19 protein-coding genes are annotated in these 22,518 nt (G+C 71.5%); 9 read left to right on the top strand and 10 right to left on the bottom strand.

Translation table 11 applies throughout. The annotated features are described in order from the left end of the window. Nucleotides 1–3: 3 nt before the first annotated feature. The gene (glpD, locus tag FFT09_RS21665; protein ID WP_138383853.1) at nt 4–1,722 is read right to left on the bottom strand and encodes a glycerol-3-phosphate dehydrogenase; all 1,719 of its coding nucleotides are present in this window, start codon (nt 1,720–1,722) and stop codon (nt 4–6) included. 199 nt (nt 1,723–1,921) lie between these two features. Between glpD and FFT09_RS21660 the strand changes: the two genes are divergently transcribed. After that, a complete protein-coding gene (locus tag FFT09_RS21660; protein ID WP_081193620.1) occupies nt 1,922–2,872 on the top strand; it encodes an MIP/aquaporin family protein in 951 nt (316 codons plus the stop codon). A 21-nt stretch (nt 2,873–2,893) separates the two neighbouring features. Next, nucleotides 2,894–4,408: a glycerol kinase GlpK gene (glpK, locus tag FFT09_RS21655; RefSeq protein WP_138383852.1), complete on the top strand. Its 1,515-nt coding sequence runs from the start codon at nt 2,894–2,896 to the stop codon at nt 4,406–4,408. Between the two features lie 40 nt (nt 4,409–4,448). On the opposite strand, the gene FFT09_RS21650 is transcribed toward glpK, so the two are convergent. Continuing rightward, nucleotides 4,449–5,240 (bottom strand): VOC family protein, encoded by a 792-nt coding sequence (locus FFT09_RS21650; protein ID WP_081193616.1) that lies wholly within the window; start codon nt 5,238–5,240, stop codon nt 4,449–4,451. Between the two features lie 93 nt (nt 5,241–5,333). Further along, nucleotides 5,334–6,734, bottom strand: a complete 1,401-nt coding sequence (locus FFT09_RS21645; protein WP_138383851.1) for an NAD(P)H-quinone dehydrogenase — start codon at nt 6,732–6,734, stop codon at nt 5,334–5,336. Between the two features lie 99 nt (nt 6,735–6,833). On the opposite strand from FFT09_RS21645, the gene FFT09_RS21640 reads away from it, so the two are divergent. Then, nucleotides 6,834–7,286, top strand: coding sequence for a gamma-glutamylcyclotransferase family protein (locus tag FFT09_RS21640; RefSeq protein WP_081193612.1), 453 nt, complete (start codon nt 6,834–6,836; stop codon nt 7,284–7,286). A gap of 154 nt (nt 7,287–7,440) precedes the next feature. On the opposite strand, the gene FFT09_RS21630 is transcribed toward FFT09_RS21640, so the two are convergent. From FFT09_RS21630 to FFT09_RS21605, 6 genes are all read right to left on the bottom strand, one after another. Then, complete coding sequence (locus FFT09_RS21630; protein ID WP_081193610.1) at nt 7,441–8,334, bottom strand: DUF559 domain-containing protein; 894 nt, start codon at nt 8,332–8,334, stop codon at nt 7,441–7,443. 179 nt (nt 8,335–8,513) lie between these two features. Continuing rightward, a complete protein-coding gene (locus tag FFT09_RS21625) occupies nt 8,514–9,791 on the bottom strand; it encodes an amidohydrolase (RefSeq protein ID WP_138383849.1) in 1,278 nt (425 codons plus the stop codon). Nucleotides 9,792–9,995: 204 nt separating this feature from the next. Next, the gene (locus FFT09_RS21620) at nt 9,996–10,313 is read right to left on the bottom strand and encodes a hypothetical protein (protein WP_244231459.1); all 318 of its coding nucleotides are present in this window, start codon (nt 10,311–10,313) and stop codon (nt 9,996–9,998) included. Between the two features lie 33 nt (nt 10,314–10,346). After that, nucleotides 10,347–11,348 carry a methylmalonyl Co-A mutase-associated GTPase MeaB gene (meaB, locus tag FFT09_RS21615; RefSeq protein ID WP_138383848.1) on the bottom strand — a complete coding sequence of 334 codons (1,002 nt, stop codon included), beginning with the start codon at nt 11,346–11,348 and terminating at the stop codon, nt 10,347–10,349. 2 nt (nt 11,349–11,350) lie between these two features. Beyond that, entirely contained in the window at nt 11,351–13,540 is a 2,190-nt protein-coding gene (gene scpA, locus FFT09_RS21610; protein WP_138383847.1) for a methylmalonyl-CoA mutase, read from the bottom strand. After that, complete coding sequence (locus FFT09_RS21605) at nt 13,537–15,462, bottom strand: methylmalonyl-CoA mutase family protein (RefSeq protein WP_138383846.1); 1,926 nt, start codon at nt 15,460–15,462, stop codon at nt 13,537–13,539. Before FFT09_RS21605 ends, scpA begins: the two co-directional genes overlap by 4 nt. 98 nt (nt 15,463–15,560) lie before the next feature. On the opposite strand from FFT09_RS21605, the gene FFT09_RS21600 reads away from it, so the two are divergent. Next, the gene (locus FFT09_RS21600; protein WP_138383845.1) at nt 15,561–16,853 is read left to right on the top strand and encodes a serine/threonine-protein kinase; all 1,293 of its coding nucleotides are present in this window, start codon (nt 15,561–15,563) and stop codon (nt 16,851–16,853) included. Here FFT09_RS21600 and FFT09_RS21595 read toward each other — a convergent pair. Continuing rightward, nucleotides 16,831–17,493, bottom strand: coding sequence for a MerR family transcriptional regulator (locus tag FFT09_RS21595; protein ID WP_138383939.1), 663 nt, complete (start codon nt 17,491–17,493; stop codon nt 16,831–16,833). The genes FFT09_RS21600 and FFT09_RS21595 overlap by 23 nt on opposite strands. A gap of 91 nt (nt 17,494–17,584) precedes the next feature. On the opposite strand from FFT09_RS21595, the gene FFT09_RS21590 reads away from it, so the two are divergent. The 5 genes from FFT09_RS21590 to FFT09_RS21570 all read left to right on the top strand — a co-directional run bounded on the left by FFT09_RS21590 (nt 17,585) and on the right by FFT09_RS21570 (nt 22,404). Beyond that, nucleotides 17,585–18,580 carry a hypothetical protein gene (locus FFT09_RS21590; RefSeq protein ID WP_138383844.1) on the top strand — a complete coding sequence of 332 codons (996 nt, stop codon included), beginning with the start codon at nt 17,585–17,587 and terminating at the stop codon, nt 18,578–18,580. 5 nt (nt 18,581–18,585) lie between these two features. Then, the gene (locus tag FFT09_RS21585; RefSeq protein WP_081193595.1) at nt 18,586–19,041 is read left to right on the top strand and encodes an ABA4-like family protein; all 456 of its coding nucleotides are present in this window, start codon (nt 18,586–18,588) and stop codon (nt 19,039–19,041) included. Beyond that, complete coding sequence (locus tag FFT09_RS21580) at nt 19,025–19,834, top strand: purine-nucleoside phosphorylase (protein WP_138383843.1); 810 nt, start codon at nt 19,025–19,027, stop codon at nt 19,832–19,834. The genes FFT09_RS21585 and FFT09_RS21580 overlap by 17 nt, the downstream gene beginning before the upstream one ends. 386 nt (nt 19,835–20,220) lie before the next feature. After that, nucleotides 20,221–21,873 carry a phospho-sugar mutase gene (locus FFT09_RS21575; protein ID WP_138383842.1) on the top strand — a complete coding sequence of 551 codons (1,653 nt, stop codon included), beginning with the start codon at nt 20,221–20,223 and terminating at the stop codon, nt 21,871–21,873. A 78-nt stretch (nt 21,874–21,951) separates the two neighbouring features. Beyond that, complete coding sequence (locus FFT09_RS21570; protein WP_138383841.1) at nt 21,952–22,404, top strand: flavodoxin family protein; 453 nt, start codon at nt 21,952–21,954, stop codon at nt 22,402–22,404. Nucleotides 22,405–22,518 lie beyond the last annotated feature (114 nt).

Below are 22,518 nucleotides of genomic sequence, written 5' to 3'. Positions count from 1 at the left end.
GCGTCAGCCCGTCCCGGCCAGATCCACCAGTCCGGACCGGGCCTCCGGCGCGGCGGAACGCCGCGCGTCGGCGTCCTCGTCACCCGGCTCGGTCTGCGACTCCCGCTCGGCCCTGACCCGAGCCTGGTACACCCGCACCTCCGACGCGCGGGTCTCCGGCGACCAGCCGAGCACCTCGCCCACCAGCTCGGCCACCTGCTCCGCGCAGTCGGCACCGCGATGCGGGTACTCGATGGAAATGCGGGTGCGGCGGGCCAGCACGTCCTCCAGATGCATCGCCCCCTCGTGGCTCGCCGCGTACACCACCTCCACCTTGAGGTAGTCGGGCGCGGCGTCCAGGGGCTTGGTCAGCTCCGGTTTCCCGTCGGCCTCGGCCAGCACCTCGCCGATCAGGGAGCCGTAGCGGTCGAGCAGGTGCCGCACGCGATACGGATGCAGGCCGTGCCGCGCCGCCAGGTGATCGGCCTGGTTCACCAGCGCGTGGTAGCCGTCCGCGCCCAGCAGCGGCACCTTGTCCGTGATGGACGAGCGGGGCCGCCCCGGCAGGTCGCCCGACGCGGCGTCCACCGCGTCGGCCGCCATGACGCGGTAGGTCGTGTACTTGCCGCCCGCGATGGCCACCAGGCCCGGCGCCACCCTGGCCACCGCGTGCTCACGGGAGAGCTTGGACGTCTCTTCGCTCTCCCCGGCCAGCAGCGGGCGCAGTCCCGCGTAGACACCCTCGATGTCGTCGTGCGTCAGCGGTGTCGCCAGCACGTTGTTCACCTGGGACAGGAGATAGTCGATGTCGTTGCGGGTGGCGGCCGGGTGCGCCAGGTCCAGGTTCCAGTCGGTGTCCGTGGTGCCCACGATCCAGTGGTTGCTGCGCCACGGGATGACGAACAGCACCGACTTCTCGGTGCGCAGGATCATCCCGCTCTCGGACACGATGCGGTCGCGGGGTACCACGATGTGTACACCCTTGCTGGCCCGCACCCGGAACCTGCCGCGGCTGCCCGCCAGGTGCTGCAACTCGTCGGTCCACACACCGGTGCAATTGACGACCACGGACGCCTGGACGTCGGTCTCCCTGCCGTCCTCGACGTCGCGCACGCGCACGCCGGACACGCGGTCGGCCTCGCGCAGGAACTCCACCACCTGCGTCGAGGTCCGTACGACCGCACCGTAGTGGGCCGCCGTGCGGGCCACCATCATCGTGTGCCGGGCGTCGTCGGCCATGGCGTCGTAGTACCGGATGCCGCCGATGAGCGCGTCGCGTCGCAGCGCAGGCACCATCCGCAACGCCCCCGCCTTCGTCAGGTGCTTCTGCCCCGGTACCGAGCGCGCGCCGCCCATCGTGTCGTACAGCAGCAGGCCGGACGCCGTGTACGGCCGCTCCCACACCCGGTGGGTCAGCGGGTACAGGAAACTGACGGGCTTGACGAGATGGGGCGCGAGCGTGGTCAGCATCAGCTCCCGCTCGCGCAGCGCCTCCCGCACCAGTCCGAACTCGAGCTGCTCCAGGTAGCGCAATCCACCGTGGAACAGCTTGCTCGACCGGCTCGACGTTCCCGAACCCAGGTCGCGTGCCTCCACGAGGGCCACCCGCAGGCCGCGGGTGGCCGCGTCCAGCGCGGTCCCCACGCCCACAACACCGCCGCCCACCACGACGAGGTCGAAACTCTCGCTGCTCAGCCGCTGCCAGGCTTCCTCACGGTTCGCCGGTCCCAACGACACAGTCACACTCGCCTCCTCGTCACGGCGGACGTCACCCACCAGACCTGATCCGGTGGCCCATATTGAGCTTCCCACGTTCCGGTGTGGGCAATCAGGGGCAATCAGCTTCTGTCGAACTGCGCCGTTCAGATGTTGTCCGGGCGGTGCGGGCGGAGCACGATGAAGCCAGGGATAACGAGGTCCCGGCTGAAGGCGGAGGTGTGGCATGAGTATGAAGGACACCCGTCACCAGACCAGCGGATTGACCAGACTTCGGCAGCACACCGGCGGGGAGTTACTGGCTGAGTTCCTGGGCACGGCGGTGCTCATCCTGCTGGGCTGCGGCTCGGTCGCCGTCGCGCTGGCCGGGCTACCGGGTTCCGGCAGGCAGATGGATGCCTTCGGGCCCGGCAACTGGCTGATCATCGCGTTCGGCTGGGGCCTGGCGGTGGTGTTCGGCGTCTACGTCGCGGGTGGAGTCAGCGGCGCCCACATCAACCCGGCGGTGACCCTCGCGTTCGCGGTACGGCGCAAGTTCCCGTGGGTGAAGGTGGTTCCGTACTGGATCGCGCAGGTACTCGGTGCCTTCACCGCGGCGGCCATCGTGTACTGGGTCTACGCCGACGCCATCAACGCGTTCAACGCGGCCGAAGGATTCGCCGAGAGAGAAGACTCAGTACCCTCGTTCTCGATCTTCGCCACGTTCCCCGCCGAGTACTTCGGCGGCGGCACCTGGGGTCCGCTGCTTGACCAGATCGTGGGCACGGCCTTCCTGGTCCTGGCCATCGCGGCCCTCATCGACAGCCGCAACATGGCTCCCCAGAGCAACTTCGGGCCGTGGGCCATCGGGTTCGTCGTGACCGCCATCGGCCTGAGCTTCGGCACCAACGCGGGCTACGCGATCAATCCGGCCCGTGACTTCGGACCTCGCCTGCTCGCGTACTTCGCGGGCTGGGGTGACGCGGCACTACCCGGCAACGGGGAATGGTTCAGCAACTACTGGTGGATCCCGATCGCGGGGCCACTCATCGGTGGTGTCGTCGGCATCCTCGTGTACGACCTGTTCATCGGCCAGGTCCTCAGTGCCCGCGAGAAGCTGGTGGGTGTGGAGGGGCCTCCGCCGGGACGCGTTCCCGAGCCCACCGACGAGACCGAGACACGCAAGTCGGCGGAATAGCGACCGGCGGAAAGGACAGTGATGGCTTCATACATCGCCGCGATCGACCAGGGAACAACCTCCACCCGCACGATGGTCTTCGACCACTCCGGGCAGGTCGTCGCCGTCGACCAGCGGGAACACAAGCAGATCTTCCCGAAGGCAGGCTGGGTCGAGCACGACGCTGAGGAGATCTGGGCCAACACCAGGGCCACCGCGGCAGGCGCGCTGGCCAACGCCGACATCACGGCGGGCGACATCGCCGCGGTCGGCATCACCAACCAGCGCGAGACCACCCTGGTGTGGGACCGCAAGACCGGCAAGCCCGTCTACAACGCCATCGTCTGGCAGGACACCCGCACCGACCGCATCATCGGCGAACTCGGTGCGCTCGGCGGCGGACAAGAGCGCTACCGGCAGACCACCGGGCTGCCGCTGGCGACCTACTTCTCGGGGCCGAAGATCAAGTGGATTCTGGACAACGTCGAGGGAGTCCGGGAGCGAGCCGAGAACGGCGAGCTGCTGTTCGGCAACATGGACACCTGGGTGCTGTGGAACATGACGGGCGGGGTGGACGGCGGCATCCACGTCACCGACCCCACCAACGCCTCGCGCACCCTGCTGATGGATCTCGACACGCTGTCCTGGGACGAGAGCATCGCCGCCGACATGGGCATCCCGATGTCGATGCTGCCCGAGATCCGCTCGTCCTCGGAGACCTACGGCACGACCCGTGAGCGCGGGGCGCTGGGTGGTGTGCCCATCGCGGGCATCCTCGGCGACCAGCAGGCCGCCACCTTCGGGCAGGCGTGCCTGAGTGTCGGCGAGGCCAAGAACACCTACGGCACCGGCAACTTCGTGCTGCTCAACACGGGCACCGACAAGGTCATGTCGCAGAACGGCCTGCTCACGACCGTCTGCTACAAGATCGGCTCCAACGACGCGGTGTACGCATTGGAAGGCGCCATCGCCGTCACCGGGTCACTGGTGCAGTGGTTGCGCGACAACCTCAACATGATCACGTCCGCGGCCGAGATCGAGGACTACGCGCGCACAGTGGACGACAACGGCGGGGCGTACTTCGTGCCCGCCTTCTCCGGCCTGTTCGCACCGTACTGGCGCTCGGACGCACGGGGCGCCATCGTGGGGCTGACGCGCTACGTCAACAAAGGACACCTCGCCCGCGCGGTGCTGGAGGCCACGGCCTTCCAGACCCGCGAGGTCATCGACGCCATGAACGCCGACTCCGGGGTTCCGTTGAAGACCCTCAAAGTGGACGGCGGGATGGTCGTCAACGACCTGCTCATGCAGTTCCAGGCCGACATCCTCGGTGTGTCGGTGATCCGGCCGAAGGTCAACGAGACCACCGCGCTCGGCGCGGCCTACGCCGCGGGTCTCGCAGTCGGCTTCTGGGAGAGCGAGGACGACATTCGCAACAACTGGGCCGAGGACAAGCGCTGGGAACCGAGCATGGACGAGTCCCGGCGCGCACGCGAGTACCGCAACTGGAAGAAGGCCGTGACCCGCACGTTCGACTGGGTCGAAGACGAGGGCTAGTCGAGGGCTGACGCCCCACCGGTGGGTTCCCGGCTCGTCGTCACTCCGGCGAGTCGGGAACCGCCGTCACGGCGATCACGGAGAACGCGACGCCCTGGTTGTCGGCGACCGCCGCCATCCGCCCGTAGGGCGTGTCGAAGGGCGCCGTGACGACGCTGCCGCCCAGGTCGCCGACCCGCGCCACCGCCGCGTCCGTGTCCGCCACGCCGAAGTACGTCATCCAGTGCGGCGGCACGTCGGCGGGCACGTCGGCGGGCAGCTCGCCCACGCCACCGACGTAGCGGTCCCCCACCAGCAGCGCGGCGTAGGTGAACTGCTCGTCCGACATGTCCTCCGCCGCGTAGCCGAAGACGTCCGTGTAGAACCCCTTCGCCGTGGCGAAGTCCCGGGTCATGCACTCGTTCCAGACCAGGGCCGACGGCGTACCCGTCAGCTGCGCACCAATCGTGCGCCCCGCCTGCCACAACCCGAACACCGCACCCGTCGGGTCGGCCGCCATCGCCATCCGGCCCTCCGACATCACATCCATCGGCTCCACCATCAGCTGGCCGCCGGCCTGGCGCACCCTCGCCGCCGTGTCATCCACATCGGACGTCGCGAGGTAGGTGGTCCAGACCGGTGGGGACGGCTGATCCGGTGGCATCCCGCCCACGCCGGTCACGACGAAGTCGTCGATCGAGCACAGCAGGTAGTTGCCCGCCTCATCACCCTGGTCGGCGAAGTTCCAGCCGAACAGGGCGCCGTAGAAGTCCATCGCCATGCGCGGGTCGGCAACCATGAGGTCAACCCAGCAGGGCGTGCCGTCGGGATAGGGCGTGTCGCGTACGGTCATGGGACGCTCCCGTGAGATCCGTCGTGCGAAGGAAGCCGACCCGACCAGTGTCACACCGGGCCGAACCGCCCGCGAACCGATCTCGCCCGCGCGTCAGTCCAGGTCGTCGTGCCGCATCAGCTGGCGCCCCGCCTCGGTGATCGAGCCGGACAGCGACGGATACACCGAGAAGGTGAGCGCGAGGTTGTCGACCGTCAGCTGGTTCTGCACGGCCAGCGCGATCGGCAGTACCAGCTCGCCCGCGTTGGGTGCCACCACGACGCCCCCGACCACGACACCCGTGGCCGGCCTGCAGAACAGCTTCACGAAGCCGTGCCGCACCCCCTCCATCTTCGCGCGCGCGTTCGTGGACAGCGGCAGCATGATCGTGCGGGCGGGCACCTCGCCCGAGTCGATGGCCTGCTGGCTGACCCCCACCGTGGCGATCTCCGGATGGGTGAACACGTTCGCGGCCACCGTGCGCAACCGGATCGGCGCCACGCCCTCGCCGAGGGCGTGCCACATGGCGATCCGGCCCTGCATGCTCGCCACCGAGGCCAGCATGAGCACGCCCGTGCAGTCGCCGGCCGCGTACACCCCGGGAGCACTCGTGCGTGACACCCGGTCGACCCCGACGAAGCCGCCCGGGCCCGGCTCCAGGCCCACGCGGTCGAGACCGATGTCATCGGTGTTGGGTACCGACCCCACCGTCATCAGCGCGTGGCTGCCCTCGATCCGCCTGCCGTCGGTGAGATGCACCACCACGCCGTCGGCGGTGCGCTCCACGCGGTCGGCCCTGGCGTGCTTGACCACGGTGGTGCCCCGCTTCGAGAAGACCTCCTCCAGCACCGCGGCCGCGTCGGCGTCCTCGTGCGGCAGCACCCGGTCCCGGCTCGACACGACCGTCACCTTGACGCCCATCTCGGTGTAGGCCGAGGCGAACTCCGCGCCCGTGACACCCGAGCCCACCACCACGAGGTGGTCCGGCAGCGTCGGCAGGCCGTACAGCTGCCGCCAGTCGAGAACGCGCTCGCCGTCCGGCACGGCGCCCGGCAGTACCCGGGGCGTCGCACCCGTGGCCACCAGCACCACGTCGGCATCGAGGATCTCCTCCTCACCCGTCTCCGGGTGGGTCACGCCGATCCGGTGCGTGGCCAGGCCGGGCTCGCTGTCGCGGAACCGCGCGGTACCGCTGACCACGCGAACCCCCTCCCGCTGAACCCTCGCCCGGATGTCCGCGGACTGCGCGAGCGCCAGCCCCCGCACCCGCCCGTGGACGGACGGCAGGTCCACCCTCGGCTCGTCCACGTGAATGCCCAGCTCACCGAAGCCCTGCACGCTCGCACGGGCACCCGACGACGCGATGTAGGTCTTCGAGGGCACACAGTCGTACAGCACGCAGGCGCCGCCGAGGCCGTCCCGCTCCACCACGGTGACGTCGGCGTCGTGTTGCGCCGCGACCAGGGCCGCCTCGTAGCCGGCGGGTCCGCCGCCCATGATCACGATCTTGGTCAACTTTCAGTCCCTCCTCGTCACGGCGCTGCCGCTCAACTGTATGTGGGGACACGCGGAGTGCATCCGCTCGGGTGACGCTGTGGTCGCTACCCTGGGACCGTGCCCCTCTATGCCGCGTACGGGTCCAACATGGATCCCTCCCAGATGACGGAGCGAGCCCCGCACTCGCCGATGGCGGGCACGGGCTGGCTGGAAGGCTGGCGACTCACCTTCGGCGGTGAGGATCTCAACTGGGAGGGAGCTCTCGCCACCATCGTCGAGGACCCGGGCTCCCGGGTGTTCGTGGTTCTGTACGACGTCATCCCATTGGACGAGTCGCGGCTCGACCAGTGGGAGGGCGGTGAGCTCGGGCTCCACACCAAGATCAGGTTACGGGTGCAGACCATGGAGGGCTCGGCGCTGGCCTGGCTGTACGTACTCGACGCCTACGAGGGTGGGCTGCCCTCCGCGCGCTACCTCGGTGTGCTCGCCGACGCCGCCGAGGCGGCGGGCGCCCCGGCGGACTACGTCGACGACCTACGCACCCGCCCGTGCAAACGCCTGGGCCCCTGACGCCGTGTCCGCAGCCTGCGTAGCCGAGTCCGCAGCTCCCGTAGCCGAATCCGCAGCTCGCGTAGCCGTGTCCGCAGCCTGCGTAGCCGTGTCCGCAGCTCGCGTAGCCGGGTCCGCAGCTCGCGTAGCCGAATCCGCAGCTCCCGTAGCCGGGTCAGCGTGACCGTTCGGCGAACGCCTCTCGCAACTCGGCCAGCAGCCGGGCCGGGTCCCGCAGGTCCTCGGTCGTGGCACGGATGGTGAGCCAACCTCGCGCGGCCAGGCGACGATCACGCTCGGCGTCGCGCTCGCCGCGCTGCTCGTGAGCCGCGTAGCCGTCGTACTCCAGCGCGATCCGCCAGTACTCCCACGCCAGGTCGAGCACGTACAGCAGCCGTCCGTCGATGGTGTGAACCGGGTACTGCGCCGTCGGGACCGGCAGCCCGGCCTCGACCACGAGCAACAGCAGCGAGCTCTCGGGTGGTGACTCCGCGCGGCCCGTGGCGAGGTCGGCCAGCATGCGCGCCCGCCCCACGCCCCGAGGGTCGTCGCGGAGGGTGAGCCGCTCCCGCACCGCGTCGCGCAACGCCTCCCGCGCCTGCCCTGACAGCTGTGCCAGCGCCTGGTCCAGGCAGCCGAACGCGCGCCGGGTGTCCCGGCCGCACAGGTACTCCGCCAGCGCGTCCTCCAGCGGGAACACGGGAAGCCCTTCGAGTTCGACGACGTCGGCGGGGTCGAACCGGTTCTGATGCATCACCAGACCCGGCCGCGGGCGCGCCGACCGCGAGTACGGCACCGTCACGTGCACCGGTCCGACCTCCGACACGGCGTCGCAGCCGTACAGGGCCAGTGCGGTCGGCCCGGACACCACCACCGGCCTGCCGACGAACAGCACGGCTGCCGACACCCGCGTCCGAAGCTCACCCCACTCGACCGAGGGCACGACGACACCCCGCCAGGGTTGCGTCAGCGCCCCGCTTCGCAGGGCCACGCGCAGCCCGTGTTCGCCCAGTACAGCCGCCGCGTCACGCCGCCGCAGGGCGCCGCGTACTCCCCAGTTCTGCCGCATTCCCTCAGGTTGACGACGTCCGGGTGGTCGCGCCACCGCCTGTGCACAACCTGTGGATAACTAGCCAACCTGTGGATAACTCGTGTCCGCAGTTCCCGTAGCCGTGTCCGCCTCGCACGGTGCGGACACGGCTACGCAGCCTGCGGACACGGCTACCCAGGCTGCGGACACGGTGTCGTTCACACCAGGCTGGACAGCGCCGTGTGGACCATCACCCGGATGCCGGAGAGTAGGGCTCGCTCGTCGGCCTCGAAGGTCGGCTGGTGGAGGTCACGCAACTTCCCCTCGCCCGACCACACCCCGAGCCTCGCGAAGGCGCCCGGCACGTGTTCCAGGTACCAGCCGAAGTCCTCGCCACCGGACGACTGCTCGGTCCCGGCCAGCGCCTCGGCGCCCAGCGCGGCCTCCACGCCGGCACGCAACAGAACGGTGCTCTCCTGCTCGCTGACCACGGGCGGCACACCGCGCCGGTAGTTCAGCTCGTAGCCAACGCCGGTGGGCGCCAGCAACGCCCGCACCGACGACTCCACGAGCGGCTCCAACGTCGTCCAGGTCTCGTGGTCGGCGGTGCGCAGGGTGCCGCGCAGGGTGCCCTCCTGCGGCACGGCGTTGGCGGCCTCGCCCGCGTGCACGGCGCCCCAGACGAGCACCGTGCCCGAGCGGGGGTCCACCCGCCGCGACAGCACGGCGGGCAGTGACGTGATCACGGTGCCGAGTGCGTGGACGAGGTCGGCGGTCAGATGCGGCCGGGAGGTGTGTCCACCCGGCGAGGTCAGCGTCAGCTCGACGAGGTCGGCGGCCGAGGTCAGCGCGCCCAGCCGCGTGCCCAGGGTCCCGACCGGAAGGCGCGGGTCGCAGTGCAGGCCGAAGATGCGCTCCACCCCGTCGAGCACGCCCGCGTCGATGGCGTCGAGCGCGCCGCCGGGCATGACCTCCTCGGCGGGCTGGAAGATCAACCGCACCCGGCCGGGAAGCTCGTCGGCGGCGGCCAGCGCGAGGCCCGCCCCGAGCAGCACGGCCGTGTGCACGTCGTGACCGCAGGCGTGGGCCACGCCGTCCACGGTCGACGCGAAGGGCAGTCCCGTGGCCTCGGTGAGGGGCAGCGCGTCCAGGTCGGCTCGCAGGGCGACGCAGCGCGGCCCGCTCCCGACGTCGCACACGACCCCGGTGCCGCCGGGCAGCACCGTCGGCCGCAGCCCGGCCGACGAGAGCAGTCGGGTGACGAGCTCGGTCGTGCCGTACTCACGCCGCGCGAGCTCCGGGTGGGCGTGGATGTGCCGACGCCACGACACGACGTCGCCCGCATGGTCGGCCAGCCAGGCGTCGAGCCAGCCGGGTCCGCGTCCCTGTCCCACATCACCGATGGTGGCCACGCCCGACGAGGCCAGCAGGGCTTCGGCCGTCGCAGCCGGGTCGGATTCACCCGGCAGCTCGGGTCGCGAGTCGAGAACGGTCACGCCGCACCTCCGCACGCAACCAGCGCGGCGGTGTTACACACCTCTGTCGTCCGCTGGTAGATCATTGCCGTCCGCATTTGCTCTCAGTCTGACACCAACCAGCGTAGGCGTAACCCGGATGTCCTAATGGAGAGACAGAAGGTAGCCCGTTTGCGCTAAACGGTGACGCATCGTTCGGTCACGCTGTACTCCGCGCTGACCGCGCTAACCGTTGGCGTTCTTCTTGCGGACGTAACGGCCCCACAGCACCAGCCCGAGCAGCACCGCCGCGATCACCCCGACCACGATCTTGCTTTGGTTCTTCGCGGCCTCGGCCTCGGTTTGCGGGTCGAGTTCGGGTCCCTCTTCGGTGGACGACGGCGTGCCGGTCTCCCCGGTCGTGTCGTCCTGTGCCAGCACGGGCACGGGCTGCGCGCCAGCAGCGGCGGCCGGTACGGCGGCAGCGCTGGCAGCGCCGGCAGCGGCGGTGGGGACGACGAGCAGGACGGTGAGCACACTCAGCAGAACGGCCAGAACACGCACGCCGCACAGTGTGCCCGTTGAGGCGGGTCCGCGTCAGCCGCCACGCGGGGGCTCGGCGCCGAACGCCCGCAGGATGCGTCCCGCGGCCAGCGTCGGGGTGCTGCGCCCCTCGCGCACCTCGCGCTCGACGTCGTCGACGATCTCGCGCACGGCGGGGTCCGCGGCGAGGCGGTCGAGCAACTGGTCCCGCACCATGGCCCAGGTCCACTCCACCTGCTGCCGCCCACGGCGGTGTTCCAGCTCCCCGGTCTCGACCTGCTGCCGCCGGTGCCGTTCGAGCTGCTGCCACACGCTGTCGAGCCCGGCGCCGGTCAGCCCGCTGCACGTCAGCACGGGCGGCGTCCACGCCGCGTCGGGTCCGTAGAGCATCCGCAACGCTCCGGACAGTTCCCTCGCCGCCGCCCGCGCCTCGCGCTCGTGGTCACCGTCGGCCTTGTTGACGGCGATGACGTCGGCGAGTTCGAGCACGCCCTTCTTGATGCCCTGCAGCTGGTCGCCGGTGCGGGCGAGGGTGAGGAACAGGAACGAGTCGACCATCTCCGCGACGGTGACCTCCGACTGGCCGACGCCGACGGTCTCGACCAGCACCACGTCGTAGCCCGCCGCCTCCATGAGCACGATGGTCTCGCGGGTGGCTCGCGCGACACCGCCGAGCGTGCCCGACGTGGGCGACGGGCGGACGAACGCGGCGGGGTCGACGGCGAGCCGGGCCATGCGGGTCTTGTCCCCGAGGATGCTGCCGCCGGTGCGGGTGGACGACGGGTCCACGGCCAGCACGGCGACGCGGTGGCCCGCGGTGGTGAGCTGGGTGCCGAGCTGGTCGATGAAGGTGGACTTGCCGACGCCGGGAACGCCGGTGATGCCGACCCGCACGGCGCCGCCCGCGCGGGGCAGCAGGTCGACGAGCAGCCGTTGCGCCAGCTCGCGGTGATCGGAGCGCTGCGACTCCACGAGCGTGATCGCCCTGGCCAGCACGGCGCGGTCACCCGCGAGCACACCACGGGTGTACTCGGCGACGTCGAGAACGCGGGCCACGGCTACGCCTTCGGCGCGTGCCGCGTGTCGAGGCGGTCGAGCAGGGTGATCGCGGAGTCGGCGATCACCGTTCCCGGGCCGAAGATCGCCGCTGCCCCCGCGGCCGTCAGCGCGTCGTAGTCCTGCGGCGGGATGACACCACCGCACACGATGACGATGTCGTCGCGGCCCAGCGCGGCCAGCTCGTCCCGTAGCGCGGGCACCAGGGACAGGTGGCCCGCCGCCAGCGAGGACACGCCGACGACGTGGACGTCGGACTCGACGGCCTGCCGCGCGACCTCGGCGGGGGTGGAGAACAGGGGCCCGACGTCGACATCGAAGCCGAGGTCGGCGAACGCGGTGGCGATCACCTTCTGGCCCCGGTCGTGTCCGTCCTGGCCCATCTTGGCCACGAGGATGCGGGGCCTGCGCCCCTCGTTCTCGGCGAACTCCTCGACACGGCGGCGTGCGGCCGTCACGCCCTCGGACTTGCCGACCTCGTCGCGGTACACGCCCGAGATGGTACGGATCTGCCCGGAGTGCCTGCCCCAGAGCGCCTCCAGCGCCTGGGAGATCTCGCCGACGGTGGCCTTGGCCCTGGCGGCGTCGACGGCCAGCGCGAGCAGGTTGCCGTCGCTGGCCGCCCCGGCGGTGAGCCTGCGCAGCGCGTCCCACGTGGCGTCGTCGTCGCGTTCCGCACGCAGCCTGCGCAGCTTCTCCAGCTGCTGCGCCCGCACCCCCGCGTTGTCGATCTTCAGGACGTCGAGCTCGGTGTCGTCCTCGGCACCGACGCGGTACTTGTTGACCCCGATCACCGGCTGCCTGCCCGAGTCGATGCGGGCCTGCGTGCGGGCGGCGGCCTCCTCGATGCGCAGCTTGGGTATCCCGGCGTCGATGGCCTTCGCCATCCCGCCCGCGCTCTCGACCTCCTCCAGGTGGCTCCACGCCCGCCGTGCCAGCTCGTGGGTCAGGCGCTCGACGTAGGCGCTGCCGCCCCACGGGTCGATGACGCGGGTGGTGCCGGACTCCTGCTGGAGCAGCAGCTGCGTGTTGCGGGCGATCCGGGCGCTGGTGTCGGTGGGCAGGGCCAGCGCCTCGTCGAGGGCGTTGGTGTGCAGCGACTGCGTGTGCCCCTGGGTGGCGGCCATGGCCTCCACACAGGTGCGCACCACGTTGTTGTAGACGTCCTGCGCGGTCAGCGACCACCCGGAGGTCTGGCAGTGGGTGCGCAGGCTCAGCGACTTGTCGTTGCGCGGCCCGAACCGCTTCACGAGCTTGGCCCACAGCAGCCTCGCCGCCCGCAGCTTGGCGACCTCCATGAAGAAGTTCATCCCGATGGCCCAGAAGAACGACAGCCTGGGCGCGAAGGCGTCGATGTCCAGCCCGGCGGAGCGACCGGCGCGGAGGTACTCCACGCCGTCGGCGAGGGTGTAGGCCAGTTCAAGGTCGGCGGTGGCTCCGGCCTCCTGCATGTGGTAGCCGGAGATGGAGATGGAGTTGAACTTCGGCATGTGCCGCGACGTGTGCGCGAAGATGTCGGAGATGATCCGCATCGACGGCTGCGGCGGGTAGATGTAGGTGTTGCGGACCATGAACTCCTTGAGGATGTCGTTCTGGATGGTCCCGGACAGCTGTTCGGGGGCGACGCCCTGCTCCTCGGCGGCCACCACGTACAACGCCAGCACCGGCAGCACCGCGCCGTTCATGGTCATCGACACGCTCATGCGGTCCAGCGGGATGCCGTCGAAGAGCTGCCGCATGTCGTAGATCGAGTCGATCGCCACGCCCGCCATGCCGACGTCGCCCGCGACGCGGGGATGGTCGGAGTCGTAGCCCCGGTGGGTGGCGAGGTCGAAGGCCACGGACAGGCCCTTCTGCCCGGCCGCGAGGTTGCGCCGGTAGAAGGCGTTCGACTCCTCCGCGGTGGAGAACCCGGCGTACTGGCGGATGGTCCAGGGCCGCGTGGTGTACATCGTGGGATACGGACCGCGCAGGTAGGGCGCGATGCCGGGGTAGGTTTCCAGGAAGTCCAGCCCGGCGAGGTCCTCCGCCGTGTACAGCGGCTTGACCCCGATGCCCTCGGGGGTCTCCCAGGTGAGGGCGTCGGTGTCCTTGCCGGTGGCCGCGCGCACCGCCGCCTCCCACTCCCGCCGTCCCGCGCCGCTGCCCGCACCGGTGCCCAGCGGGAGGTCACTGAAGTCGGGGATGCTCATGGGGCGACTCCCAGGGTGTCGAGGATGCCGGTGAGGACGGCGAGCGCGTCGCACCCGGTGTACACGTGGCCGGTGACGGCGGTGGAGTCGGCGGTGCCGGGGCGCCCCGCGAGCAGCACCGAGGTGGCGCCCGCGTCCCGTAGCGCGCTCGCCACCTCGTCGGCGGACTCCGCGTAGGCGGTGTCGCTGCCGCAGAGGCAGGCGACGGTGGTACCGCTGGCGGTGAACGCATCGACCAGCTCGGCGGTGGTGGCCTCCGCGCCGCGAGCCCCGCCAGCCCCGCCAGCCCCGCCGGGCTCGACGGGCTCGATGCCGCCTGCCTGGAACAGGTTGGTCGCGAAACCGGTGCGGGCGGTGTGCTGGGCGAGGGGGCCGAGCGTGGCGAGGAAGACCGCGGGCCTGCTGCCGTGGCGCGCGAGGTGCGCGTCGGAACGGTCCCGCAGCCGCTCGAAGTCCTCGGCGTAGCGCACCGTCGGCAGGCCGCCCGCCGTGGCCTGCTCCGGGGGGTGGGGCCGGGAGGACGGCGGCTCCGCGAGGTTGGGGTACTCGCTGACCCCGGTGATCACGTCCTGCCGGGTGGCGATGCGGTGCGCGCGGGCCCGCCGCGTGTGAGCCAGCCGCCCGGCCAGCGCACCCGACTCCAGCTCGGCCTCGATGCCGCCCGCCCGCTCGATGGCGGTGAACTCGTCCCACGCCGCGTGCGCGAGCGCGTCGGTGCGCGCCTCGACGTACCAGGAGCCGCCTGCGGGGTCGATCACCGCGGCGAGCCTGCTCTCCTCCAGCAGGATGGCCTGCGTGTTGCGGGCGAGCCTGCGGGAGAACCGGTCGGGCTGCCCGAGGTCCCCGAGCGCGGAGTCGAACGGCAGCACGGTCACGGCGTCGGCGCCACCGGTTCCGGCCGCGAAACACGCGACGGTGGTGCGCAGCAGGTTCACCTCGGGGTCCCGGCGCGTCAGCATGGCTGGCGAGGTCACGGCGTGTTGCCGCATCGCGGCCTCCGGTGCGCCGCTCGCCTCGGTGACCCGCGCCCACACCCGCCGGGCCGCGCGGAACTTGGCGATGGTGCCGAACTGGTCGGTGGTGGCCGCCAGGCGGAACTCGATGCGCGCGGCGGCGTCGGCGACGTCGAGACCCGCGTCGGCCAGGGCCCGCAGGTAGGCCACCGCGGTCGCGACGGCCGCGCCGATCTCCTGGGCGTCCGATCCGCCCGCACCGTGATAGGGCAGTCCGTCGGCGACCAGCGTGGCGAGGCGGGGATGGCGCCGGGCCAGCTCGGCCGTGAGGGCCGCGGCAGCGGCCACGTCGCCCGTTTTGCCGTCCCCTCCCGCGCGGGCCCGCAGCCCGATCGGGTCGGCGCCGAGGTTGCCGGCCACCTCGGTGTCGGGCACTCCCTGTGCGCGGTGGGCGGCGAGCAGTGCCCGCCCGGCGGCCTCATAGTCCGCTCCCGCGTCGAGCACCACAGGGGCGAGGTCGAGCCGGACCTCCCGCAACGCCTCGCCGAGGGCGGACACCGGCAGCCCGTCTTCTCCCAGCCGGAGCCAGAGCGACGTCACGCCACCGTCCAGGTCGGCGAGCACGGCCTCGTTGACGGCCCCCGGGTCGCGACCGTCGTGCCGGGCACGCACGTCCCAGCCCGCGAGCACGGCACCGTCGGGACGCGCGCCGCGCACGAACGGCGGGAGCCCGGGGACCCCGGTCGGCGGGCCGGTGCCGTCGTCGGTGTCGTTCGCTGTGTAGAGCGGGTGGAGGTGGATGCCGTCGTCGGTCGTGGTCACCAGGCTGTCCCGGCCGCGTCCGGTGCGTTCGAGCACCCTGTCGACCAGTCGTTCCCAGTCCTGCCGATCCGGCGTGTCGAACTCGGCGCCCAGCGCCGGTCCGGTGTCGGCGTCGACGGCGGTGGCGGGTTCGGCACCGTTGCTCATACCTAGTCATGGTAGGCGGGGCCACCAGCCCCGGAATGTGAGGTTAATCGCCGTTAACTCCGACGGTCGGGCGGCCGGGGCCACGCGGGCTCGGCACAATGGGGCGCGTGCCCGCTCCTCCCGATCCCCCCACCGACCGACGGCTCGTGGCAGGCCGCTACCGGCTGCGCTCCGTGCTCGGCTCCGGGTCCATGGGCACCGTGTGGTCGGCCTACGACGAGTTCCTGCACCGCCCCGTCGCGGTGAAGGAGGTCCGCATGCCCCACGGCGTGCCGCCCGCGCGGGTCACCGAACTGCGGGAACGGACCCTGCGCGAGGCCAGAGCCATCGCGGTGCTGTCCCACCCCAACGTGGTGATCCTGCACGACGTCGTCCGGGAGCACGGCGATCCCTACGTCGTGATGGAGCTGCTGCCGTCGCGCAGCCTCGCGGGGCTGCTGAGTTCGATGCCCCGGCTCACGGTCCCCCAGGCCGCCGCGATGGGCGAGGCCGTGGCCGCCGCGCTCGAAGCCGCACACGCGGCGGGCATCACCCATCGCGACGTCAAGCCCGGCAACGTGCTCATCTCGGCCGACGGCCGCATCAAACTCACCGACTTCGGCATCGCGCGCAACGTCTCCGAGGCGACGCTGACCCACACGGGCGTGATGCTCGGCTCGCCCGCCTTCATCGCGCCCGAGGTCGCCACCGGCGGCCCCGTCACTTACACCGCCGACCTCTGGGGGCTCGGCGCGACCCTGTTCGCGGCCACCGAGGGCAGGCCGCCGTACGACGCCGACGGCGACCCGCTGGAGACGGTCGTCAGCGTGGTGCAGGGCGACGTGCCCCGCCCCGCGCCCGGCCCGCTGGCACCGGTGGTGCGCGGGTTGATGATGAAGAAGCCCTCCGACCGCATGTCGCTGTCGGAGGTGCGGCGCAGGCTCTATCCCCTGCTGGCCCAGCCCCGGCACACGCTGTTTCCCGGCGAGTTGTTCCAGGAGAGCGACACCGGCCGGGCGCGCGACGACGCCAGCGTCACGCGGGTCATCCCCCGCGTTCCCGCGCTGGCGGAGCCAAACGGCGACGTCCCCGCGAGCGGCTCCGGCGGCGCTCCCGCCGAGGGGGCGCTCGCCGACGACCCGGGGCCGTTGCCGTTCGGGACCGGGCCTCCGGCCTCCCCCGCGACTCCGGCCGCACCGGACCGGCCGGCCAGATCCTCGCCCCGGCCTTCCGGCCGCGCGGCACCGGCAGCGCCGGGGCCTGCCTGGCTGCCCCGGCAGGGCCAGGACCTGATCGCCGGGCTGGCAGGCGCCGTCTCGCAACGCCGGGGTGTCCTGCTGGCTGTGGCCTGCGTGGTCTTCGTCCTCACCGCCGCCCTCGGTTTCGCGCTCACGCGGATTCTGGCGGGCTGACCGGCTCTCCGGCGGAGCCGAGCAACCGGCCGGAGACCTCCGCCTGCGCGATCCTGCGCAGCGAGGCCAGCAGCGCGTCGCCGAGCACGGTGCCGACCACCGCCGTCTCGACCACGTCCTCCTTCGCCGCGAGCCCGGCGACGTGGCGCACGTCGTCCTCGGCGATGCGCTGGGCGGCGTCGGCGTAGCGGTCCACCATCGACGCGACACCGGTGTGGCCGAGCGTGTGCAGTGTGGCCATCACTCCCACGAGTGATTCGGTGACGGCCGAGTCGTGGTCGCAGCGCCAGCCCCGCTCGTCGAGCAGCGAGTCCACCCGCTCCCGCGCCCAGTCGCGTGCCTCGTCGTCCGGGACCTCGGTGCCGGCCACCGGCAGCCCGTGCTGGGTCACGCCCAGGATGTCGTGCAGCGACGTGTCGGCGGAGTCGATGGCGGCGAGGACCTCGCGGACGGTCGAGATCGACAGCTTTCCGACGTCGAGCAGCGCGCGCACCAGCCGGAGGCGGCGCACGTGGGTGTCGTCGTAGCGCGCCTGGTTGCGGTTCGTGCGCTCGCCGGGGTGCAGCAGCCCTTCCCGCAGGTAGTACTTGACGGTCGCGACCGGCACCCCCGAGGTCCTGCTGAGTTCCGCCATCCGCATCTCGGCCCGCCTTCCTGTGGACATTCTCAAGATGGATAGTCTAACTTCTCATTTTAGAGAGTGTCGCTATCCACTATCCGCAGGAGTTGGCATGAGACCCGAGAGTTACCGCGGTTGGCACCACCCGATGCTCGCCTGCGCCGGAGTCATGATCGTGCTCGCGGCGGGCTCGGCCGTCGGGCTCGCCCTGGACGACCGCACCATCACCGGCGCACCGGCCTGGCTGAAACCGTTCAAGTTCGCCGTCTCGATCGCGGCCTACTCGCTGACCTGGGCCTGGCTGGTGTCCCTGCTGCGCACGCGGCTGCGGCTCGCCCACCGGATCTCCACCGCCATCGTCGCCGTCTTCGGCGTCGAGTACGCGATCATCGTCGTGCAGGTGATCCGGGGCACGAGCAGCCACTTCAACGTCTCGACTCCGCTGAACAGCACGCTGTTCGCCGTCATGGGCATCAGCATCGCGGCCGTGTGGACGGGCACGCTCGTGCTGACCGTCCTCCTGCTGCGCACCCCGATCGCGGACCCGGCCGCCCGCTGGGCCGTGCGCCTCGGGACGCTGATCTCGCTCGCCGGACTCGCCCTCGGCGGGCTGATGACGAATCCGACGGAGAGCCAGCGGCGGACCCTGGACACCGGCGGGTTCGAGGGCGTCATCGGCGCTCACAGCGTGGGCGTGCCCGACGGCGGAGCCGGCATGCCGATCACCGGCTGGAGCACCACGGGCGGCGATCTGCGCATCCCGCACTTCGTCGGGATGCACGCGCTCCAGGCACTGCCGCTGCTCGTCATGGCGATCGGGCTCGCGGCGCGACACTGGCCCCGCCTGCGCGACGACGTCGTGCGCACCCGGCTGGTGCTCGTGGGTGGCGCGGCCTACGCCGGGGCCGTCGTGCTCGTGACCTGGCAGGCGTTGCGGGGCCAGCCGCTCGTGCGTCCCGACACGCTCACCTGGGCCGCCGTCGCCGCACTCGGCGCCGTCTGCGCGGCCGGGACGGCGTGGGCCCTGCGCCACCGCGCGACAGCGCCCGGACACCCGGAACCGGGCGACGCCCGGGAGCTCGCGGTCACCGACGCGGGCCGAGGGTGAGCGCGATGACCACGTGGCTGTTCGACATCACGTTCCTGCTCGCGGTCCCGTTCTGGGCGCTGATGATCGTCGCACCCGGCTGGTCGTGGACCGGAAGGCTGCTGCGCTCCCCCTGGTCCGCCACCGCACCGCTGGCCGTGTACGTGCTGCTCGCCGTGCCGGAGTTCGGCCGGCTGTGGGAGGTCGTGAGCCGCCCGGACCTGGAGACGCTGCGCGCGTTCCTCGCGACACCCGAGGGCGCCGCCGCGATCTGGGCCCACCTCATCGCGTTCGACCTGTTCGTCGGTCGCTGGATTCACCACGACGCCCGCGCCCGGGGCGTGCCCCACCTGCTCGTCGCGCCCGTTCTCGTACTCACGATCCTGCTGTCGCCGTTCGGCCTGCTGGCCTACCTGCTCATCCGGGTGGTGAAAGCAGAGTCCCCGGGCTCTAAGCTTGCCGACCGTGAACTCCAGCAGTGACGCGCAACCCCGTGACCTTGCCGCCGCGGCGGCCACCGTGCTCACCGACCGCGCAGGCGTCGAGGCGTTCGACGTGGCCGTGGTGCTCGGCTCCGGCTGGCGCCCCGCGGCGGACGTGATCGGCGAACCGGAGGTCGAGATCCCTCTCGGCGAGCTGCCGGGCTTCGAGACGCCGAGCGCGGTCGGGCACGGCAGCACCGCGCGGTTCCTGCGGGTCGGCGGCAAGCGAGTGCTCGTCCTGCTAGGCCGCACCCACCTCTACGAGGGCAAGGGCGTGGCCAGGGTCGTCCACGGCGTGCGCACCGCGACCGCCGCGGGCGCCCGCAGCGTGCTGCTGACCAACGCCGCGGGCGGCCTGCGGGACGGGTTCGAGGTCGGGCAGCCGGTGCTGATCTCCGACCACCTCAACATGACCGCCACCTCCCCCATCACCGGCGCGAACTTCGTCGACCTCGTCGACCTGTACTCGCACCGGCTGCGCTCGCTCGCCAGGGAGATCGACCCGACGCTGACCGACGGCGTGTACGCCGGGCTGCCGGGCCCGCACTTCGAGACCCCGGCCGAGATCCGCATGCTGCGCACGCTCGGCGCGGACCTCGTGGGCATGTCGACGGTCCTGGAGGCCATCGCCACCCGCGCCGAGGGTGCCGAGGTCTTCGGGCTCTCCCTCGTCACCAACCTCGCCGCGGGCATCACCGGCGAACCCCTGAACCACGAGGAGGTCCTCAAGGCGGGTCGCGTCTCCGCCGAGCGGATGGGCGGACTGCTCCGGGACCTCGTGGCGCGGGCCTGACACCCGATCACTTGGACGTGGTGGCCGTCCCGGTCGCGATCGGGACGTCGGTGACCTCACGGGATATCGGCATGGTCGGTTCCTTTCGCGCGGCACACGGCCGCCATCGCGGGAGAGAAAGAACAGCACACCCAACGGTGCCCGACATTGAATGTCCCGAAGAATTGACGCCGGGACAATAACCCGACCGTGTGCCACGGGCTCGACCTGGCGTGACACTGCGCGACTTCCGTCTCCGCGGCACAAAAAGCGGGGCCGGAGACTGTCGTGACGCCACAGTTCCGCACCATGCTTCCTGCACCATGCGCCATTCCCGGGAAAGACCCACCGCGGCACACCCCGGGGTCGCGCACGGTCGCCACGCAGTGTCTTGCCACTATGTCGTGATGCAGCAGACACCGCCCCGGCTCACCCCCGGGCTCCGGGACACCGCCTACCGCTGGATCGCCGACGACCTCGACGACGAGACTCGCGCCGAACTGCAGAACCTGCTGGCACGCGCGATGGCGGGGGACCCGGAGGCACTGTCCGACCTCGACGATCGCATGACAGGCACGCTCACCTTCGGCACCGCGGGACTGCGAGGACCCGTCCGGGCCGGACCGAACGGCATGAACACCGCCGTCGTGGTTCGTACCACCGCCGGGCTGGCGGCGTGGCTCGCGACGACCCGTCCCGGAGGCACAGTCGTCGTCGGCAGGGACGCCCGGCACGGCTCCGAGCGGTTCGCCTCGGCGACCGCGGCGGTGCTCGACGGCGCCGGATTCGACGTCCGGGTCCTGCCGGCACCGCTGCCCACACCGGTGCTGGCCTATGCCACCCTGCGGCTGGGCGCGTGCGCGGGAGTCCAGATCACCGCCTCCCACAACCCGCCCGCGGACAACGGCTACAAGGTGTTCGACCACACCGGCATCCAGATCGTGCCCCCCGCCGACACGGAGATCGAACGGGAGATCGCGGCGGCCCCCGCCGCCAGGGCGGTACCGCGCGGTGCGGGCGCGCGCAGCGCGGGCGACGACGTGCTCGACGGCTATCTCGACCGCGTCGCCTCGCTCGCGACCGGCCCGGCGCGTGACCTGCGCATCGCGGTGACCCCGCTGCACGGCGTGGGTGGCACCGTGGTGGTCGAGGCACTGCGCCGCGCGGGCTTCACCGACGTCCACCTCGTCCCGACCCAGTCCGAACCGGACCCCGGCTTTCCGACCGTGGCCTTCCCCAATCCCGAGGAACCGGGCGCCACCGACCGGTTGCTCGCCCTCGCCGACGAGATCGACGCCGACCTCGCGGTGGCCCTCGACCCCGACGCCGACCGGTGTGCCGTCGGAGCACGCGCCGCCGACGGCCGCTGGCGGATGCTGACCGGCGACGAGGCCGGAGTCGTGCTCGCCGACCACCTGCTCTCCCGCACGGAGGTCGAGGACCCGCTGGTCGCCACGACGATCGTGTCCTCGTCGATGCTCGACCGCGTCGCGACCGCCCACGGTGCGCGCCATGCCAGGACGCTCACGGGCTTCAAGTGGCTGATGCGCGCGGGAGACCGGCTCGTCTACGCCTACGAGGAAGCGCTCGGCATCTGTGTGAACCCGGACTTCGTCAAGGACAAGGACGGCATCGCCGCGACGGTGTTCGCCGCCGACGTGGCCGCGACCGCCAAGAGCGAGGGCCGGACTCTGCACGCCCTGCTCGACGAGCTGGCCCTGCGGCACGGCATCTCCGTCACCGGGCAGGTGGCACCCCGCTTCACCGACCTCGCCGAGCGCGAAGTGGTGATGCGGCGCCTGCGCTCCCAGCCCCCCGCCGAGCTCGCGGGCGTCGCCGTGAGCGCCGAGGAACTGCCGGAGGCCGACGCCCTGCTTCTCAGCGGGGAAGGGGTGCGGGTCATCGTCCGGCTGTCCGGGACGGAACCGAAGGTCAAGGCCTATCTGGAGGTCACCGCGGCCGCCCCCGAGCCCGATGATCTCGCGCGGGCTCGCGACGCGGCCCGGGCCACCCTCACCGCCCTGCACGAGGACGTCACGAGCCTGCTCGCGGCTCGCTGAACGGCTGTGGGCAAGCCCCCGCGGGCTTGCCCACAGCCCGCTTGCGTGGGCCACCGCGTCCGGGCACGCTCGACGTCCGTGTCCCGGTTACTGATCGTCCATCACACGCCCTCACCGCACCTCGCCGCGATGCTCGACGCCGTCGTCTCGGGTGCCAACGACCCCGAACTCGCCGGCGTCGAGGTCGTCCGTGAGCCCGCACTGTCCGCCACCGCCTCCGACGTCCTCGCGGCCGACGGCATCCTGCTCGGCACTCCCGCGAACCTCGGGTACATGTCGGGTGCGTTGAAGCATTTCTTCGACACGATCTACTACCCCTGCCAGGACGCGACCCGCACACTTCCGTACGGCTACTACGTCCACGGCAACGAGGGCACCGAGGGCGCCACGCGAGCGATCGACAACGTGGTGTCGGGCCTCGGCTGGCAGCGGGTCGCATCGCCGCTCACCGTGAACGGCCAACCGAGCAAGGCCGACCTCGATGCCTGCTGGGAGCTGGGCGCGACGGTCGCCGCCGGGCTGCTGCCCTGATGACGACACAAAAAACCGAGGCCCGCCAGGAGCGTGTCCTGACGGGCCTCGGTGTGTTGTTGTTCGGCGGTGTCCTACTCTCCCACACCCCTTCGGGTGCAGTACCATCGGCGC

Origin of the sequence: Saccharomonospora piscinae, assembly GCF_005862235.1 — a bacterium.
Classification (GTDB): domain Bacteria; phylum Actinomycetota; class Actinomycetes; order Mycobacteriales; family Pseudonocardiaceae; genus Saccharomonospora; species Saccharomonospora piscinae.
Note: the sequence above shows the minus strand (reverse complement) of the source record. Positions and strands in the feature narration are given on the sequence as shown.

What these genes read in the sequence shown, in the direction of transcription:
- FFT09_RS21650 (WP_081193616.1), bottom strand. Translation starts at nt 5,240, where the DNA reads ATGACCGTACGCGACACGCCCTATCCCGACGGCACGCCCTGCTGGGTT.
- FFT09_RS21605 (WP_138383846.1), bottom strand. Translation starts at nt 15,462, where the DNA reads ATGAGCAACGGTGCCGAACCCGCCACCGCCGTCGACGCCGACACCGGA.
- FFT09_RS21590 (WP_138383844.1), top strand. Translation starts at nt 17,585, where the DNA reads ATGAGACCCGAGAGTTACCGCGGTTGGCACCACCCGATGCTCGCCTGC.
- FFT09_RS21575 (WP_138383842.1), top strand. Translation starts at nt 20,221, where the DNA reads ATGCAGCAGACACCGCCCCGGCTCACCCCCGGGCTCCGGGACACCGCC.
- FFT09_RS21630 (WP_081193610.1), bottom strand. Translation starts at nt 8,334, where the DNA reads ATGCGGCAGAACTGGGGAGTACGCGGCGCCCTGCGGCGGCGTGACGCG.
- scpA (WP_138383847.1), bottom strand. Translation starts at nt 13,540, where the DNA reads ATGAGCATCCCCGACTTCAGTGACCTCCCGCTGGGCACCGGTGCGGGC.
- FFT09_RS21600 (WP_138383845.1), top strand. Translation starts at nt 15,561, where the DNA reads ATGGGGCGCGTGCCCGCTCCTCCCGATCCCCCCACCGACCGACGGCTC.
- FFT09_RS21585 (WP_081193595.1), top strand. Translation starts at nt 18,586, where the DNA reads ATGACCACGTGGCTGTTCGACATCACGTTCCTGCTCGCGGTCCCGTTC.
- FFT09_RS21595 (WP_138383939.1), bottom strand. Translation starts at nt 17,493, where the DNA reads ATGCGGATGGCGGAACTCAGCAGGACCTCGGGGGTGCCGGTCGCGACC.
- FFT09_RS21660 (WP_081193620.1), top strand. Translation starts at nt 1,922, where the DNA reads ATGAGTATGAAGGACACCCGTCACCAGACCAGCGGATTGACCAGACTT.
- glpK (WP_138383852.1), top strand. Translation starts at nt 2,894, where the DNA reads ATGGCTTCATACATCGCCGCGATCGACCAGGGAACAACCTCCACCCGC.